Origin of the sequence: Clostridium sp. SHJSY1, from assembly GCF_031626875.1 — a bacterium.
Lineage (GTDB): Bacteria > Bacillota > Clostridia > Clostridiales > Clostridiaceae > Clostridium.
The window spans coordinates 1-18,303 of sequence record NZ_JANDMF010000056.1 but is presented as its reverse complement, the minus strand read 5'-3'; the positions used below and the strand labels follow the sequence as shown (position 1 = coordinate 18,303).

Here is an 18,303-nt window from a genome sequence, read left to right as displayed (position 1 = left end):
AAATCCTATGGGTTTGTGTTTTTTATATTTTAGGAGGTAAAAGGATGAAGAAAGTATTAACTATTGCAGGTTCAGATAGCTCAGGAGGAGCTGGTATTCAGGCAGATTTAAAAAGTTTTAGTGCAAATGGGGTATATGGGATGAGTGTTATAACTGCTATTACTGCACAAAATACTCAAGGTGTTTTTGCTGTACAAGATATTGATGAGAATATAATAAAAGCTCAAATAGATGCTATATTTACAGATATTACAGTAGATGCGGTGAAAATAGGTATGGTTTCTAAGATATCTACAATTGGTACAATAAGTGATAGATTACAAAAGTATAAACCTCAAAATATAGTTCTAGATCCTGTAATGATATCAAAAAGTGGATATTTATTATTAAAACCAGAGTCAAAAACAGAGCTAATAAATAAGCTAATTCCATTAGCAACAATAATTACTCCTAATTTACCAGAAGCTGAAGAAATATTAACAGAAGTAAATGGGAAAGTTGAAAAGATAGAAACTATCAACGATATGGAAATTGCTGCAAAAGAAATGTATAAGTTAGGTTGTAAAAATGTATTTATGAAAGGTGGACATCTTGAAGGAGAAGCCATAGATATTTTATATGATGGAGTGGAAATCACACATTTCTATTCAAAGAGAATACCTACAAAGAATACTCATGGAACAGGATGTACTATATCCTCTGCAATTGCAGCAAATTTAGCTTTGGGTTATAGTGTAAAAGAATCAATAGAAAAGGCTAAAGAGTATATTAATATTGCTATAAAACATTCATTAGATATAGGAAAGGGCGTAGGGCCAACAAACCATTTCTATTCATTATATAAGAAAGCAGGTATGATTAATGGAAATTAATAAAAAAATATTAGAAGCTTTAAAAAGTGTAAGAAAAAAAAATCCTTTAGTGCATCATATAACAAACTATGTAACTGCTAATGATTGTGCAAATATAACTTTAGCTATAGGTGGGTCACCAGTTATGACAGATGATATTAATGAAGTTTGTGATATGGTAATACTTGCTTCTGCTTTTGTTATAAATATTGGAACCTTAAATAGTATAACTATAGAATCTATGATACAAGGAGGAAAAAAGGCCAATACATTAAATATTCCAGTTGTTTTAGATCCTGTTGGTGTTGGAGCGACACTTTATAGAACAAATGTAGCTAAAAGAATAATAGAAGAGGTAAAGATATCAGTTATTAGAGGAAATTTATCAGAGATAAAAACACTATATGGAATAAATACAAAAACTAAGGGAGTAGACTCAGGAGATATAATTGACGTAAATACTGATGAATTTATAAATGCAAAGGATATTGCAAAAGATTTTGCAAAAAGGTTAAATGCAGTAGTTTCTATTACAGGTGCTGTTGATATTATTACTGATGGATACATATTGTATAGTGTCTACAATGGAAATAGAATAATGTCTAAGATTACTGGAACAGGATGTATGTGTACATCTTTAATTGGCTCCTATTTAGGAGCAGTAGAAAATAAACTTATTGCAACCTTATCAGGAATTGTTTCAATGGGGATTGCTGGAGAAATAGCATATGAAAGTATAGATAAAGATAATGAAGGGATAGGAACTTTAAAAGTCAAAATAATTGATTATATATATAAATTAGATGAAAAGATAATATTAGAAAGAGCTAAAGTAAAAGAAGAAAAAAATTAAGATTATTATAAAAATAAGCATCAATTAGTGTAAAAGATTAGTTGATGTTTATTTTTTATTTGAAATTAGAAAATTTGAATAATAGTAAAATTTTTCGTTTCAATTAGTTGGGTTATATGGTTGACAATGGAAAAGTAGCGATGTATAATAACAACAACTTATAAAACATATATGAATACACAGAAATAAAGGAGGCTAATTAATGAAACAGAAATTTATAAAAATTACTACGCTATTTATTGGAGCAACACTTTTCTTATCAGGATGTGGAAGTGGTAGTAAAAACTCTTCAGAATCAAAAGAACCAAATAAAGTAGCAAGTGTTATGGATGAATATTTTACTGCGACAGATTTGAGTAAAAATCCAGTAAAAGAGCGTGATGATACTTTTATTTCAACTATATCTGAACCAGGAGGAGTATTTATACCATATTTTTATGAAAATGGATGGGATGGTAATGCTATTGATCCTATGTTTGCATCCTTGGTAACTCTTGATGAAAAAGGAAATCCAGTTGCAGATTTGGCTGAAAGCTGGGATATATCAACAGATAATTTAGTATATACTTATCATTTAAAAAATAATTTGAAATTTAGTGATGGTTCACCACTAACTGCTGAAGATGTAGCTTTTACACTAACACTTTTAGATGATCCTTCTTATTCAGGATTTATAGATATTTCTCAGGCATCTATAAAAGGTGCTGATGCTTATAAAAATGGAACATCAAATTCTATTGAAGGAATAAAGGTTATTGATTCTCAAACAATTGAAATTACAACAGAAAAGGTTTATCCTTTAAATTTAACACTTTTAGGGGGGCAAGTTTTATCAAAGACTTATTATGGTAAGGATTATCAAAAAGGCAAATTAGATTATTTAAAAGCATTATATTCAAAACCTTTAGGCTCTGGACCATATAAGTTAGATAAATATGTTCCTGGGCAGGAGATAGACTATGTAGCTAATGATAATTATTATGGAGGAAAACCTCATATAAAAAATCTTATATTTAAAGTAACAACAAAGGAGACAGCACTTCAATTATTTCAAACTGGAGAAACTGATATTGATGGCTTTAACACTGATCAAGATACAATAGAACAATTGAAGAACTTAGGATTTGCAAATATAAGAATTAGTACAATTTCTGATTTTGGACTTATATATATAAATAATAAAAAGCCATATTTAAAGGATAAGGATGTAAGACAAGCACTTATTTATGGATTAGATAGACAAAAAATTGTAGACATTAAATATAATGGACTTGGAGAAGTTGCAAATGTTCCAACTGCACCTAATCTTTGGGCTTACACTGAAGAAGGAGTAACTAAATATGACTTTGATCAAGAGAAGGCAAAGAAATTATTAGATGATGCTGGATGGAAGGTTGGATCTGATGGAATACGTGAAAAGGATGGCAAAAGACTGCAACTTTCATACTTAACTTCAAAGAATAATGATCAAATCATCCCTGTAGCTAAGGAAAATTATAAAGAAATAGGCATAGATTTTCAGGCAGAAGTAATGGATTCAAACACAATGTTTGGAAAACTAAATTCAGGTGATTATGATTTAGTTGGGGTAAGGACTAGCGGTTTGAGTGATCCAAATGATTCAGTAGCAGAATTTGCATCAGATTTACCAACAACACAAAATATATCTGGATATTCAAATTCTAAAGTTGATGGATTAATAAAAGAAGGTGTAAATACAGTCGATGTAGAGAAAAGAAAAGAAGCATATAAGAGACTTTATCAAGAATTTAGTAATGATCCACCAATTATATTGATAGACTACAGAAAAGGAGTAAAAGCTTGGAATAGCAGAATTAAGGGAATAGATAATGATAACTTTGCAGGAGTTTCATCTACAAATTTAGCTAAATTAGAAATAGAGAAGTAAAGAAAAAATGTCTGGTATGTAAAAGTACGAGACATTTTAAAAGACGAGGAGGATATATATGAAAAAATATGTTTTGCGTAGACTTCTGCAGATGATACCTATATTAATAGGTATTTCTGTAATTATTTTCTATTTATTTGCATTAATGCCTGGAGATTATATTTCTTCAAACCGTAAAATAACACCTGAAAGAGCTAATGAATTAAGAGATCTTTATGGATTAAATAAACCAATAATAGAGAGATATTTCATTTGGTTAGGAAATGTACTTCATGGAAATCTAGGATTTTCATTAAAATATTTACAATCAGTAGGTTCGTTAATAAATGTATATATATGGAATTCTTTTGTAATTTCTTTAGTAACACTTATATTTACTTGGTCTATTGCATTAATTATTGGGATTTTTTCTGCAGTAAAGCAATACTCACTATTTGATAAATTAGTTACTTTAGGGGTATTTGCTTCATTATCAGTTCCTTCATTTTTTATTGGATTGCTTATGATAAAAATATTTGGTGTTGATTTAAGAATTTTACCTATTGGTGGAATGACTAACACTGGAAGCAATTCTACAGGGCTTATGTACGTACTTGAAGTAATACACCATATGATTTTACCTGTTTCAATACTTACATTTTTAAGTGTAGGATCATTAACAAGATATTTTAGGACTGGCATGCTAGATGTATTAAAAATGGATTTTATAAGAACAGCACGGGCAAAAGGGTTAAAAGAAAGAACTGTGATTTTTCATCATGCATTAAGGAATGCAATGTTACCTGCTATAACTTTACTAGCATTTGAATTGCCAGGATTATTTTCTGGGGCTATAATAACAGAACAAATTTTTAATTGGCCTGGGATTGGCCGAATTCAGTTAGAATCATTAAACTTTAGAGATTACCCTGTTCTAATGACATTAACTATGCTTCTTTCAACATTAACTGTATTAGGAAACTTAATAGCAGATATTTCATATGCAGCAGCAGACCCAAGAATTAGATTAAAGTAGGGGGGATATAATGCGTTCAGGTAAAAAAAAGTCACAATCAATATGGGAACAGTCATTTCATAGATTAATGAAAAATAAATTAGCTATAGTTAGTATAATATTTCTTATATTTATGTTTATATTTAGTTTCATAGGACCGTTATTCTCACCGTATATATCAGATAATGTAAATGCATCTATCATTAAACAACCACCAAGTTTAGAACATCTTTTGGGAACAGATGATTATGGAAGAGATGTTCTTACTAGATTGATGCTTGCTGGGAGGATATCTCTTACAGTTGGTATAGCATCTATGGTTCTTTCTTTGATATTAGGAACTCTTTTAGGTGCAATTTCAGGTTATTATGGTGGGATTATAGATACTATAATTATGCGCTTGGCTGATATTTTAATGTCTATACCTGGATTACCATTACTTATAATTATTGGAGCTTTGCTCTCAGAACTTAGAGTGCCAGCAGAATATAGGTTATATATAGTTATGTTAATGCTTAGTTTGGTAGGTTGGCCAAGTCTTGCAAGACTTGTGAGGGGACAAATATTATATTTAAGGGAACAGACATACATGAAAGCAGTAGATATTTTAGGATTAAGTGATAGAAGAAAGATTTTACATCATCTAATCCCCAATATATTTCCACTATTGATAGTAGTAGCTACACTTAGTACAGCAAGTGGAATATTAAGTGAGTCTTCGTTAAGTTTTTTAGGCCTTGGAGTTATTCCACCAACACCATCATGGGGAAATATGATAAGTGCAGCTAATAATTTAATGGATTTTCAAAGTAGAGCTTGGTTATGGGTTCCACCAGGAGTTGCCATATTTCTCACAGTTGTTGCAATAAATTTGTTGGGAGAGGCTATAAGAGATGTATTAGATCCCAAAATGAAAGGAAGGTAAACTTATGAGTGAAACATTAATAAGTATTAATAATTTAAAAACTTATTTTTATATTGATGATGAAGTGAGTAAGGCTGTAGATGATATTAGCTTCTCTATAGAAAAAGGAAAAGTAGTTTGTATTGTTGGTGAATCTGGATGTGGAAAAAGTGTTACTTCTCTTTCTATAATGAGACTTATAAGTGACCCAGGAAAAGTAGTTGGTGGAGAAATAATTTATAATGGTAAAAATATTTTAGATATGAGTACTAAGGAAATTCAAAACCTCAGGGGAAATGAAATAGCGATGATATTCCAAGAACCAATGATATCCTTAAATCCAGTTCTTACAATAGGAAAGCAGATGATTGAAGGGATTATGGAACATACATTACTTAGCAAAAAAAAAGCATATGAAAAAGCTATTACTCTTATTGAAAGAGTTGGACTTTCAAGAGCAAAAGAACTTATGGAATCATATCCACATCAATTAAGTGGAGGAATGATACAAAGAATAATGATAGCAATAGCTTTAAGCCTAGAACCTAAACTTTTAATAGCAGATGAGCCAACAACTGCATTAGATGTAACAATTCAAGCTCAAATTTTAGATATAATTTGCCAAATTAAAGATGAATCAGAGATGTCAGTATTATTTATTACTCATGATTTAGGAGTAGTAGCAGAACTTGCTGACTATGTAATTGTAATGTATGCAGGAAAAATTATTGAAGAGGCTCCTGTACTTGAATTATTTAAGAATCCTAAACATCCATACACAAGAGGTCTCTTAAAATCCAAACCAGTCATAGGAGAAAGAAAAAAGCGACTTTACTCTATAAAAGGACAGGTTCCTGATTTAACCGATCTTAATGAATCTTGCTATTTTAGTGATAGATGTGAACAGTGTATGGGAATATGCAGAGAAAAGGGACCTTCATATATAAAGGATTCTGATAATCATAAGATAGCTTGTTGGTTATATGAGAAAGGAGGTTCACATTATGGAAACATTACTTGAAGTAACTGACTTAAAAAAACATTTTAAAACTAAAAGTGGATTGTTTGGAAAGAAAACTGAAAGTGTAAAAGCTGTAGATGGAGTAAATTTTAAAATATATAAAGGTGAGGCATTTGGTCTTGTTGGAGAATCAGGAAGTGGAAAAACAACTATTGGGCAGACGATATTAAGAATGCATGAAAAGACTTCAGGAAAAGTTATATTTAAGGATGTGGATATACATAGCCTTAATAAAAAGGATTTAAAAAACTTAAGGCCTAAGATACAGTATATATTCCAAGACCCATACAGTTCATTAAATCCTAGAATTAGGATAGGTGATGCAATAGGAGAGCCACTTTTAGAACATGGAATGGCAACAAAAGATGATGTAAATGAAAAGGTAGAAGAAATTTTGAATATGTGTGGACTAGGAACATATTATATTGATAGATATCCACATGAATTTTCAGGAGGGCAAAGACAACGTATAGTAATTGCAAGAGCAATGGCATTAAGTCCAGAATTTATTGTTGCAGATGAACCAGTATCATCATTAGATGTATCAATACAAGCTCAAATTATAAATTTATTTAGTGATTTGCAAGAACAGAAGGGTGTATCTTATTTATTTATATCACATGATTTAAGTGTTGTTGAACATTTATGTTCAAGAATAGCTATTATGTATCTTGGAACAATTGTAGAATTAGCTACAAGAGATGAGTTATTTTCAAATCCATTTCATCCATATACAAAAGCTCTTTTATCAGCAATTCCAGTACCAGATCCAACATTGAAAAGAAATAGAATAATTCTTAGGGGAGATATTCCTAGTCCATCAAATCCACCAAAAGGGTGTAAATTTCATACAAGGTGCCCATATGTTAAAGGTATATGTAGTAAAAAAAATCCTGAATTTCGGGAAGTTTCAGAAGGGCATGAAGTTGCTTGTCATTTAGTTTAATACATTCACCAATCTGTATTTAGAGTATATAATTGCCTAGGAAATATTAAAAAACTTAGAATATAAAAATATAATGTTTAACTATTCATAAATGATATGTAAAAAATAGAAGAGTATCAAAACTAATAAATAATAATTATTAATAAGTATTTACTTTTGAATAAAAAGTAATATAATATAGGTATAAGGATTGTGAAATGATAAACAATAACATATATAACGCATATTATTTTGGAGGTATTATTATGAAAATTGTAGTAGTTGGATGTACTCATGCAGGAACAGCGACAGTGGTTAATTTAAAAGCACTTTATCCAGAAAGTGAAATAACCATATATGAAAAGAATGACAATATATCATTTTTATCATGTGGTATTGCATTAAATGTAGGAAAGGTTGTTAAAGATACAAAAAGTCTTTTCTATAATTCACCTGAAAACTTAGCAAAGTTAGGCATTACTACAAATATGAAACATGAAGTATTAGACATTGATTTTGATAATAAAAAGATAAAGGTAAAAAATTTAATTAATGATAATGTTTCTGAGGATGGTTATGATAAATTAGTTTTAACTCTAGGTTCTTGGCCAATAGTACCTAAGTTTGAAGGTGGTGAACTAGAAAACATAGTATTATGTAAAAATCATGATCATGCAGTAGATATAATAGAGAAGGCTGAAGGGGCTAAAAATATAATTGTAATAGGCGCTGGATATATTGGGGTTGAATTAGTAGAGGCTTTTGAATCTCAAGGTAAAAAGGTTACTTTAATAGATGCAGAAAATAGAATAATGGCAAAATATTTAGATAAAGAGTTTACTGATGTTGCTGAAAAAGAATTTAAAGATAAGGGTGTAGATTTAGTATTAGAGGAGAAAGTTCAAAAGTTTAATGGAGAAAATGGAAAAGTAACAGAGGTTATAACTGAAAAAGGTTCATATAAAGGTGATTTGGTTGTATTATGTATAGGATTTGCACCAAATACTAAATTAGTGAAAGATAAATTAGAAACTTTACCTAATGGAGCAATAATAATAGATGAATATATGAGAACAAGTAAAGAAGATGTTTATGCTGCAGGAGATTGTTGTGTGGTAAGGTATAATCCAGCTAAAGATACAAGATATATTCCTCTAGCAACAAATGCAGTAAGAATGGGAACATTAATTGCTAGAAATATAGTTAAACCAACACTTAAGTATATGGGAACTCAAGGAACTTCAGGAATAAAGATATATGATCATTGTATTGCATCAACAGGGTTGACGGAAGATTTAGCAAAAGCTACAACATCTATGAATATAGGAAGTGTTATTGCAACTGATAGTTATAGACCTGAATTTATGCCTACACATGAAGAAGCTACAGTTAAGCTTGTTTTTGATAAAGATACAAGAAGAATAGTCGGAGGCCAAATAATTTCAAAGATAGACCTTACTCAAAGTATAAATACTTTATCTGTAGTAATTCAAAATGAAATGACTTTAGAAGAATTATCTATGACTGATTTCTTTTTCCAACCACATTTTAATAAGCCATGGAATATATTAAATACAGTGGCTTTGAAAGCACTTTAAAATAAGTATAAGTAGTAGTTTATAATTTGATTATAAACTACATATAATAGTTTCATAATGTAAAAAAGAAGGAGTGAATTATATGAATGATGAAGAAGTTATATGTCAATGCACTGGGGTTACAGTAAAAGATATAAAAGATGCTATAGAGAATGGTGCTAAATCATTTGAAGATGTTCAAGAAGCAACTGAGGTTAGTACTGTATGTGGTGGTTGTGAGGATGATGTAAGGCAATTAGTAGATCAATTGTTAGGTCAATAAGGTTAATTTTTATGCATCTGATTAAATACATTTCAAGTTATTGAAGGTATTTAATCAGATGCATTTTATTTTATATAAGGACTATAATCTTATTAATATCATAGATTTGTCTATTCTCCTAAGTAAGCATTTTTGATACTTTCATCATTGAGAAGTTCTTTAGCATCTCCTGATTTTACTATTTTACCAGTTTCAAGAACATAAGCTCTATCAGCAATTGCAAGAGCCATGTTAGCATTTTGTTCAACTAAAAGAATAGTTGTACCAGATTTATTGATTTCTACAATAGTATCAAATATATCTTTAACAACAAGAGGTGCAAGTCCCATTGATGGTTCATCAAGAATAAGCATTTCAGGCCTGTTCATTAGTGCCCTACCGATAGCAAGCATTTGCTGTTCTCCACCAGATAATGTTCCAGCTTGTTGCTTTTCTCTTTCTTTTAATCTTGGAAATTTGGCAAATACCATATCCATATCTTTCTTTATTTCAACTTTATCTTTTCTTAAATAGGCACCTAGTTCTAAGTTTTCTAAAACAGTTAAGGTTGGGAATACTCTCCTGCCTTCAGGAACATGAGATAAACCTAAGGATACTATTTTATTAGCAGGTATTTTATTTAAGTTTGAGCCTTTAAAGGTTACATTCCCTGATTTTATTGGTTCTAAAGCAGATATAGCTCTAAGAGTAGAAGTTTTTCCAGCTCCATTAGCTCCAATCAATGTTACTATTTCTCCTTGTTTTACTTCAAGAGAAATATCTTTTAATGCATGTATCACACCATAATATAGATTAATATTATCTATTTTTAGCATCCTCTTTTATGCCCCCTCTCCAAGATAAGCTTCAATTACCTTAGGATTGTTTTTTATTTCATTAGGAGTACCTTCTGCAATCTTCTTTCCATAGTCAAGAACGGCTATTTTATCACATATACCCATAACAAGTTTCATATCATGTTCTATTAGAAGAACTGATATATGGAAATGTTCCTTAATCCAATTAATTAGGTTCATAAGCTCTATTGTTTCTTGAGGATTCATTCCAGCAGCAGGCTCATCTAGTAGCAATAAAGATGGTTCAGCTGCCAAAGCTCTTACTATCTCAAGTTTTCTTTGTTCACCATAAGGAAGGTTACTGGCTAAATCGTTCATCTTTTTATCAAGAGAAAAAACTTTTAGTAATTCAATGCTTTTTTCTGTAATTTTAGCTTCTTCTTTCCTAAACTTTGGTGTTCTAAAAATAGAATCAAAAAGAGAATAATTAACCCTATAGTTAAAACTAACTTTAACATTATCAAGAACAGAGAGGTTAGAAAACAGTCTTATATTTTGAAAAGTTCTAGCTATTTTCTTTTTAGTAATATTATAAGGCTTAAGACCTTCAATTTTTTCACCAAGGTAAGCAATAGAACCTTCAGTTGGGGTATAAACCCCTGTTAGCATGTTGAAAACTGTAGTTTTACCAGCTCCATTAGGACCAATAAGTCCAACGATTTCTTTTTCTTTTATATTAAGGTTAAAATTAGAAACTGCCTTTAATCCACCAAATTCGATAGATAAATGTTCAACATTGAGCATTTACTTAATCCCCCTTTCTTTTTTTGATTTATTACCATCTTTTATAGGCAAAGCTTTTTTTAATATATTAAGAGAAAGTTCCTTATTACCAAATAAACCTTGAGGTCTAAACAACATAAGAATAATAAGTGCTAAAGGATAGATTATCATTCTGAATTCTCCAAGGCCTCTTAAAAGTTCTGGTAAGAAAGTTAATACAACAGTAGCAATAACAGATCCAGATAGAGAGCCCATACCACCAAAAACAACATAAGTTAAATAATTGATAGATTGATTAAAATCAAATGTTGTTGGTTGTATATAACTCATATAATGTGAATAAAGGCCTCCAGCTATGCCTGCAAAAAAAGCTCCAATTATAAATGCCATCATTTTATATTTAAATGCATTAATTCCCATTGATTGAGCAGCTATTTCATTTTCACGAACAGATAGCATTGCCCTTCCTTGAGAGGAGTGAATTATATTGTAGATAACAATAACGGTTAATATCATGAATATAAATGCAACAGTAAAAGTAGTTTTCTTTGGAATTCCTGAAAGCCCACGGGCACCTCCAATTGCATCAATATTCATAATTATTATTCTAATTATTTCACCAAATGCTAAAGTTGTTATAGCAAAGTAATCTCCAGTAAGTTTTAATGTCGGATATCCTATTAAAGCTGCAAATATACAAGCTACTACTGCACCAATAATTATTGAAATAATAAATGGCATATGTGCTTTTGTTGTTATTACAGCAGAAATATAAGAACCAATGGACATAAAACCAGCATGGCCTAAACTTAGTTGACCTGTGAAACCAACAATTAAGTTTAATGAAACAGCCAAAATAATATATATTAATGATAGTGTTATAATACCTGTATAATAGGAATTTAATACTCCTGCAGTTATTAGTCCAAATAAAATTCCATATGTAATCAATGTTCCTAATATAATGATAGCTGCCTTTTTATTAAATAAATTCTTCATAATAGCACCTACACTTTCTCATTGATTTTTTTGCCTAATAAACCAGTAGGCTTAAATAGAAGTATTATAATTAAAATTCCAAATACTATTGCATCTGAAAAGTTAGTTGATATATAAGCTTTTGAAAGAGTTTCAAGTAATCCAATGGCTAATCCACCAACAAGAGCTCCAGGGATACTTCCAATACCACCAAGTACAGCAGCAACGAAGGATTTAAGCCCAGGCATAACTCCCATATAAGGAGTAATACTTGGATAAGATATTGCAACTAGAACTCCAGCTATACCTGCTAAAGCAGAACCAATAGCAAAGGTAAGTGAGATAGTATTATTAACATTTATACCCATAAGAGAAGCAGCTTCCATATCTTGAGAAGATGCTCTCATAGCTTTTCCAACTTTAGTCTTATAAACAATAAATTGAAGAAGGATTACAAGGATTGCAGAAACTGCAAACATTAAGATTGTTTTCCATTCAATTTGAATTTGTCCTATATTTAACGTCCCAGCATTAATCAAATCAGGAAATGGTTTAGGATTAGGACCAACTAGACTTTTCATAGCATTTTGCAAAAATAAAGATACTCCAATTGCTGTAATAAGCAAAGTTATTCTTGGAGAATTTCTTAATGGTTTGTACGCAATTTTTTCAATTACTATACCAGCTAAACTGGAAGCAAGCATAGCAATTAACAATGTTGGAATTAAAGGTAGTCCAAGTGTTGAAGCAGAATAGAAGCCTGCAAAGGCTCCTATCATATATATTTCACCATGGGCAAAATTTATAAGTTGTATAATTCCATATACCATTGTATATCCTAGTGCCAGTAAAGCATAAACACTACCTAATGCTAAACCATTGATGAGTTGTTGTAAAAATTCCATAGCATATTTCTCCTTTTTAGTATTAAGGATTAACCTTATCAGCTAAAACCTTTTTGCCTCCATCAACTTTTATGATAACTGCACCCTTTACAGCATTTCTGTCACTGTCAAATTTAATTTTACCTGTAACACTTTCTATTTCAATTGAAGCCAAAGCATCTTTAATAGCAACACCATCTGTTTTGCCAGCTTTTTCGATAGCCTTAACTAATAATTTTGCATTATCATAACCAAGTGCTGCAAAAGAATCAGGTTCTTTATTGTATTCTTTCTTATAAGATTCAACAAAAGTTTTTACAGCAGAAGATTCATCTCCAGAATAGTAGTGGTTGATATATAAAGCACCATTTACAGCATCTCCACCAATTTTTGTTAGTTCTTCTGATTCCCAGCCATCGCCACCTAAGAATTGAGATTGTATTCCCATTCCTCTTGCTTGTTTAGCAATAAGACCAACAACATTATAGTAATCTGGTAATACAATTATATCTGGATTTGAACTCTTAATTGTAGTTAACTGAGCTTTAAAATCAGTTTCCTTATCACTACTGTAAGAAAGAAATTCAGAAACAGTTCCTCCAGTTTCTTCAAATTTAGTTTTAAATGTATCAGCTATTCCTTTAGAATAATCAGAACCAGAATTATATAGAACAGCTGCAGTTTTAGATTTTAACGTTTCTGAGGAGTATTTAGCAAGAACATCTCCTTGGAAGGAATCTACAAAACATCCTCTAAACATGAAATCTCCACCGTTTTTTGTTATTGTTGGTTCTGTAGCTGTTGGTGTGAGCATTGGTATTGATCTTGAAGTTGCATTTGGAGCTACAGCAAGGGTTGCACCAGAAGTAACAGGTCCTAAAATAGAACAAACTTTTTCATCATCAACTAGTTTATTGAAAGCTTGCATAGATGAATTAGGGTCAGCTTGGTCATCTTGAAATACAAATTTGATTTTTTTACCATTAATTCCTCCAGCATCGTTCACTTCTTTTTCTAATAATTGAGTACCTTCTTGTACTGAAATACCGTATGTTGAAGCTGAACCTGAAAGTGGGCCCATAGCTCCAATTTTAATTACATCCACATCAGCACTTTTATTTCCACAACTTACAAGAGTTGTCATAGTTATAACAGAAGCTAAAACTCCTGAAAGTAAAGTTTTTTTCATAATTATTTCCTCCTCTTTACAGCAAACAAGTAAATGACAATATGACAATTATAATGAAAAAGTGTTAACAAATTATCATGAAAATTAGTTATTTATTATTGATATAATATCATATTAAAATGCCAACTACAATAAAGATGTTTAATATTTTACTGAAAAAATATTAAAATAATAATGAAAACAATATCAACATAAAAAATAAATAAAAAAAGGATAGAAAAGTTAATAAATATTAATTTATCTACTCTTGCCAGTAATATTAATTTAGACATAATAAATAAATTTTAATAAAGAAAGTAAAAATAATGTCGAATATATAATATGTTAAATAAATTTTAATATGCAATATTATGCAACAAAGTATAGTGAAAAATACATTTCATAATTTTGTTTGAAAAACTTGTTGTATATTTCAATTAAATTAAAAATATTGAATAAATTTATGCTGTTAAATAGAATAATATTTATAAGTGTCTAAATAATAGAAACTTATTTACATAAAAAATTTAACAAGAGTAAAGGTTATTTGATGGATTTAAACAATAAGATAAAGGGGTAGTGAATTATGAAAGAGGTAAAAATTTTAGTTGTTGATGACTCACCTTTCCAAGTAGCTTTATTACAAGATTGTCTTACTAGTAATGGATTTAATGTTATTGGTAGTGCTGGATCACTGGAAGAAGTTAAAGAAGAGGTAGCAAAATTAAAACCAGATTTAGTAACTATGGATATGACAATTCCAGGAACTGATGGATTTGAATGTACAAGGGCAATTCATGAAATAGATAGTAACATTAAAGTTATTATTGTTAGCTCTATGATGGATGATGAGTTAATAAAGAAAGCAAAGAAAACACATCTAAGTGGATATATCCAAAAGCCATTTGACCCAGAGGAATTGGTATTACTTATAAACAGGGTTATGGCAGCAGAAGAATTATATGCAGATTTAGTAGAAATATATGCAGGGGTGTTTAAAGAAGCAATATTGGATCTTTTTAATAAGCTTACAAAAACAATTCCTGAAATTAAAGATGAGAGCAATATAGATATAGATATTCATAGTGAAGGAATATCTATAGTTATGGGTATTATAGGAAAATATTCAGGAAGATTACTTTTTGATATGTCGTTTGAAACAGCTAGAAAATTAGCAACTGTATTATTAAAAAGAGAGCCAAAAAATAATGATGAGTTACTTAATGTAATGGCAGAAATAGCAAATATGTTTGCAGGAAATGCATGTTCAATGATAAATAAAAGAAATAAACTATTTGGATTAAGAGTTGCACCACCAACTATATTCCATGGAGAATCTATAAACATTTCAAAAGCTGAACTTGAGAATACATATTCAGCACATGTAAGAACAAAGTTTGGTGATTTGACAATAAATATAGGATTTAAAAGGGGTGATGGAGAGTGGATGTCAATCATATAAATGCAATTTTACAATCATTTAGCAATGTAATGCCACAACTTGGAATGTCAGATATTGAAAAAAAGGGTGTTAATTTAAAAGAGAGACTTATAGAAAGTCCTGGTGTAATTGTAATTATTGGTCTTGCTGGAGATATTAAGGGCAATATAATATATGGAATGACTGTAGAAGATGCAAAAAAAATTGCTTCAATAATGATGATGGGGATGCCAGTTGAAAATTTTGATGAGTTATCTCAAAGTGCTATTTCAGAACTTATAAATATGCTGACAGCTAATGTCGCAACTAATTTTTCAAATGAGAATATTTTTATTGATATATCAACACCTACTCTTGTTCAAGGAGATTTTATAGCAAATGCTAGTTCAGATGAAGTTATTTGTGTTAAAATGGGTGTAAATGGAATGACTATTGATGTAAATATTTCATTTCAAAAAATGTAGATTAAAAATTATTATATTTATTTTTGGGAGATATATTTTTATCTCCTTTTTTATGGTTAATTTCAAAATAAAAAGTTGAAAAGATAAAATAATATGATATACTGTATGACATACAGTATTGCATTCGAAAGTTAAATTTTAGGAGGTGAAAAGGGAGTGGGAGAAAAAGATGCTGCAAAGCAAAGATTAATTGATGAGACTATTAAGATGATTTGTGAAGGAAAAAAGCCAAGTGAAATTACTGTAGCAGATATAACTAAGAAATCTGAAGTTGGAAATGGGATGGTAAATTATCATTTTCAGAGTAAAGATAATCTAATACGAATAGCAGTTAAAAAAGTTATGGGATGTGCAACAAATTTATTGGCAGAAAAGATAAAGCTCAAGGAAAGTCTTCCAGCTAAAGAAAGACTTATTATAATATTGAAGGAATGTATGGATTTTATTGCAAAGAACTCTGAAATAGCTAAAATAGCCATTTTAGATAATCTTGAAAATAATGAAGGAGAAGTACATTTATTAAGCAAAGAAGAATTATATGTGAATTGCCTTAAGGAGATTTATGAAGATGATGTTCACAAAGCGTGGAGTAAAAATTACTTAATTGTAAGTTATCTAAATTATATTTTTTTAAAATCTGAAAATGTAAAGAAAGAGATAGGTTTTGATTTTTATAATAAGGTAGAAAGAGATAATTTAATAGAAAAGTTAGTAAATGACTTAATAAGTTGTAATAGGTAAGTCATTTTTGTCTATTTTAACTTTTTAAATGATATATATGCTTTGTAAGAATGTGGATAAATAAAATTTAAGGGAGAGGTTTAAATGATATCAGTATATGCAAAGAATGTTGTAAAAGAATCTAAGGTTGAAGAATTTATTAAATTAGCAAAAGAATTAATAGAAGAAACAAGAAAAGAAAATGGGAATATAAGTTATGAGTTAATTAGAGTAGTAAATACAAGCAATGAACTTGTATTTTTAGAAAAGTGGGAAAATAATAATGTTTTGGATATACATATGAAAACAAAACATTTCACAACCATAGTGCCTAAGCTTGGAGAAATGCTAGAAAGTGAAATGGAAATTAAAATACATGAAATTATAATTTAATAATACAAAAAAGTATGGCATGTATGTTAAAAATAATAAAAAAATATAAATAGTATTAGGGAGAGTATTAAATATGATGAAAGTAGATAAAGAAAAATGCATTGGTTGTGGACTTTGTATTAAGGATTGCTTTATTAGAGATATTGAAATAGTTGATGGAAAAGCTAATATTAAAAATGAAGCGTGCATGAAATGTGGACATTGTATAGCAGTATGTCCAAAATGTGCAATATCAATAGATGAATATAATATGGAAGAAGTAAAAGAGTATAATTCTGAAGAGTTCAATATAGATGCTGATAATTTATTAAATTTTATAAAATTCAGAAGATCTATTAGACAATTTAAGAATAAAGATGTAGAAGTTGAGAAGATTTCTAAGATAATAGAATCTGGAAGATTTACACAAACAGGAACAAATGCTCAGGATGTTTCTTACATAGTTGTGAAAGATAAATTAAATGAATTAAAACCATTAGTATTTGAAAGTCTTAATGAATTAGGTGAGCATATGCTTGCTAATTTGACACCAGAAACTATGAAATTTAAAAGATATGCAGAACTTTGGCAACAAATGTATAAAGGATATAAGGAGGACCCTTTTAAAGGGGATAGAATATTCTTTAATGCACCAGCTATAATAATAGTTACTGGTTCAACAGTTAATGCATCACTTGCATCTTCTAATATGGAACTTATGACTAATGCATTAGGGCTTGGAACATTCTTTAGTGGATTCTTTGCTATGGCTGCAAAAAATAATAAAAAGATTTCAGAGTTGCTTGATTTAAAAGAAGAGATAGTAACTTGTATGGTTATAGGATATCCAAATGTAAAATATCAAAGAACAGTTCCTAGAAAAGATGCAAAGGTATTATGGAAATAAATAGTTTAATTAAATTGTAGAAGAATAAGATCAATATTATAAATAAAGAATATTTATATTTTTTGATGCTAGGGGAACCTAGCATTTTTTTGATATTCATGAGTCATAGAAGTAAATTTTTAAGATAAAAATTTTAATTACTTATTACTTATAAAAAGGTAATTTTGATGTAAATTATAAAAGTATTGTAAAGCTCTATATAGTAAATGTTGAATAAAACCCCATTTTTTTTAGAATTATTTTTAATGAATATGGATAAAAATTATAATAATACTTGATTTATTAGGAAAGTTGTTGTAAAGTTAAATAGGAATAAAATGTAATTTTACTGACAAGCGTTTGTGGGAAACAACTATGGGATTAAAGTGGGAATTTTAAATTTTTTTTAACATTAAAAGCTAAGTTATTTAACTTAGCTCAGACCGTTGACAAAAGAGATATTTTCATTCCTGAAAATATCTCTTTTGTCTTTACTTTATAAAAACATATAAAT

19 protein-coding genes are annotated in these 18,303 nt (G+C 29.5%); 14 read left to right on the top strand and 5 right to left on the bottom strand.

Translation table 11 applies throughout. From position 1 onward, the window contains the following. Positions 1 to 44: 44 nt before the first annotated feature. The 9 genes from thiD to NNC19_RS19930 all read left to right on the top strand — a co-directional run bounded on the left by thiD (position 45) and on the right by NNC19_RS19930 (position 9,317). Positions 45 to 872, top strand: a complete 828-nt coding sequence (thiD, locus tag NNC19_RS19970; RefSeq protein ID WP_310940457.1) for a bifunctional hydroxymethylpyrimidine kinase/phosphomethylpyrimidine kinase — start codon at positions 45 to 47, stop codon at positions 870 to 872. Continuing rightward, a complete protein-coding gene (thiM, locus tag NNC19_RS19965) occupies positions 862 to 1,704 on the top strand; it encodes a hydroxyethylthiazole kinase (RefSeq protein WP_310940456.1) in 843 nt (280 codons plus the stop codon). The genes thiD and thiM overlap by 11 nt, the downstream gene beginning before the upstream one ends. A 202-nt stretch (positions 1,705 to 1,906) precedes the next feature. Next, positions 1,907 to 3,613: an ABC transporter substrate-binding protein gene (locus NNC19_RS19960; protein WP_310940455.1), complete on the top strand. Its 1,707-nt coding sequence runs from the start codon at positions 1,907 to 1,909 to the stop codon at positions 3,611 to 3,613. A 58-nt stretch (positions 3,614 to 3,671) separates the two neighbouring features. Further along, positions 3,672 to 4,628, top strand: a complete 957-nt coding sequence (locus NNC19_RS19955) for an ABC transporter permease (RefSeq protein WP_310940454.1) — start codon at positions 3,672 to 3,674, stop codon at positions 4,626 to 4,628. Between the two features lie 10 nt (positions 4,629 to 4,638). Further along, on the top strand, positions 4,639 to 5,532 hold the full coding sequence (gene opp4C, locus NNC19_RS19950; RefSeq protein ID WP_310940453.1) for an oligopeptide ABC transporter permease: 894 nt from the start codon (positions 4,639 to 4,641) through the stop codon (positions 5,530 to 5,532). A gap of 4 nt (positions 5,533 to 5,536) precedes the next feature. After that, complete coding sequence (locus tag NNC19_RS19945; protein ID WP_310940452.1) at positions 5,537 to 6,532, top strand: ABC transporter ATP-binding protein; 996 nt, start codon at positions 5,537 to 5,539, stop codon at positions 6,530 to 6,532. After that, the gene (locus NNC19_RS19940) at positions 6,513 to 7,478 is read left to right on the top strand and encodes an ABC transporter ATP-binding protein (RefSeq protein ID WP_310940474.1); all 966 of its coding nucleotides are present in this window, start codon (positions 6,513 to 6,515) and stop codon (positions 7,476 to 7,478) included. Before NNC19_RS19945 ends, NNC19_RS19940 begins: the two co-directional genes overlap by 20 nt. Before the next feature lie 245 nt (positions 7,479 to 7,723). After that, positions 7,724 to 9,055 carry an FAD-dependent oxidoreductase gene (locus tag NNC19_RS19935; RefSeq protein WP_310940451.1) on the top strand — a complete coding sequence of 444 codons (1,332 nt, stop codon included), beginning with the start codon at positions 7,724 to 7,726 and terminating at the stop codon, positions 9,053 to 9,055. An 82-nt stretch (positions 9,056 to 9,137) separates the two neighbouring features. Continuing rightward, positions 9,138 to 9,317 carry a (2Fe-2S)-binding protein gene (locus tag NNC19_RS19930; RefSeq protein WP_310940450.1) on the top strand — a complete coding sequence of 60 codons (180 nt, stop codon included), beginning with the start codon at positions 9,138 to 9,140 and terminating at the stop codon, positions 9,315 to 9,317. Between the two features lie 110 nt (positions 9,318 to 9,427). Here NNC19_RS19930 and NNC19_RS19925 read toward each other — a convergent pair whose 3' ends face one another. The 5 genes from NNC19_RS19925 to NNC19_RS19905 are packed head-to-tail and all read right to left on the bottom strand — an operon-like array spanning position 9,428 to position 13,927. Beyond that, a complete protein-coding gene (locus NNC19_RS19925; RefSeq protein WP_310940449.1) occupies positions 9,428 to 10,132 on the bottom strand; it encodes an ABC transporter ATP-binding protein in 705 nt (234 codons plus the stop codon). Between the two features lie 6 nt (positions 10,133 to 10,138). Next, the gene (locus tag NNC19_RS19920) at positions 10,139 to 10,897 is read right to left on the bottom strand and encodes an ABC transporter ATP-binding protein (RefSeq protein WP_310940448.1); all 759 of its coding nucleotides are present in this window, start codon (positions 10,895 to 10,897) and stop codon (positions 10,139 to 10,141) included. After that, positions 10,898 to 11,875 carry a branched-chain amino acid ABC transporter permease gene (locus NNC19_RS19915; RefSeq protein ID WP_310940447.1) on the bottom strand — a complete coding sequence of 326 codons (978 nt, stop codon included), beginning with the start codon at positions 11,873 to 11,875 and terminating at the stop codon, positions 10,898 to 10,900. An 8-nt stretch (positions 11,876 to 11,883) separates the two neighbouring features. Then, positions 11,884 to 12,759, bottom strand: coding sequence for a branched-chain amino acid ABC transporter permease (locus NNC19_RS19910; RefSeq protein ID WP_310940446.1), 876 nt, complete (start codon positions 12,757 to 12,759; stop codon positions 11,884 to 11,886). Between the two features lie 22 nt (positions 12,760 to 12,781). Then, on the bottom strand, positions 12,782 to 13,927 hold the full coding sequence (locus NNC19_RS19905; RefSeq protein WP_310940445.1) for an ABC transporter substrate-binding protein: 1,146 nt from the start codon (positions 13,925 to 13,927) through the stop codon (positions 12,782 to 12,784). A gap of 565 nt (positions 13,928 to 14,492) precedes the next feature. Here NNC19_RS19905 and NNC19_RS19900 point away from each other — a divergent pair. The 5 genes from NNC19_RS19900 (at position 14,493) to NNC19_RS19880 (ending at position 17,810) form a co-directional block, all read left to right on the top strand. Then, positions 14,493 to 15,368: a response regulator gene (locus NNC19_RS19900; protein WP_310940444.1), complete on the top strand. Its 876-nt coding sequence runs from the start codon at positions 14,493 to 14,495 to the stop codon at positions 15,366 to 15,368. Beyond that, positions 15,350 to 15,811, top strand: coding sequence for a chemotaxis protein CheX (locus NNC19_RS19895; protein ID WP_310940443.1), 462 nt, complete (start codon positions 15,350 to 15,352; stop codon positions 15,809 to 15,811). Before NNC19_RS19900 ends, NNC19_RS19895 begins: the two co-directional genes overlap by 19 nt. Positions 15,812 to 15,967: 156 nt before the next feature. Beyond that, a complete protein-coding gene (locus NNC19_RS19890) occupies positions 15,968 to 16,552 on the top strand; it encodes a TetR/AcrR family transcriptional regulator (protein ID WP_310940442.1) in 585 nt (194 codons plus the stop codon). Between the two features lie 84 nt (positions 16,553 to 16,636). After that, positions 16,637 to 16,924: a putative quinol monooxygenase gene (locus tag NNC19_RS19885; RefSeq protein WP_310940441.1), complete on the top strand. Its 288-nt coding sequence runs from the start codon at positions 16,637 to 16,639 to the stop codon at positions 16,922 to 16,924. A gap of 73 nt (positions 16,925 to 16,997) precedes the next feature. After that, entirely contained in the window at positions 16,998 to 17,810 is an 813-nt protein-coding gene (locus tag NNC19_RS19880; RefSeq protein ID WP_310940440.1) for a nitroreductase family protein, read from the top strand. Positions 17,811 to 18,303: the final 493 nt, after the last annotated feature.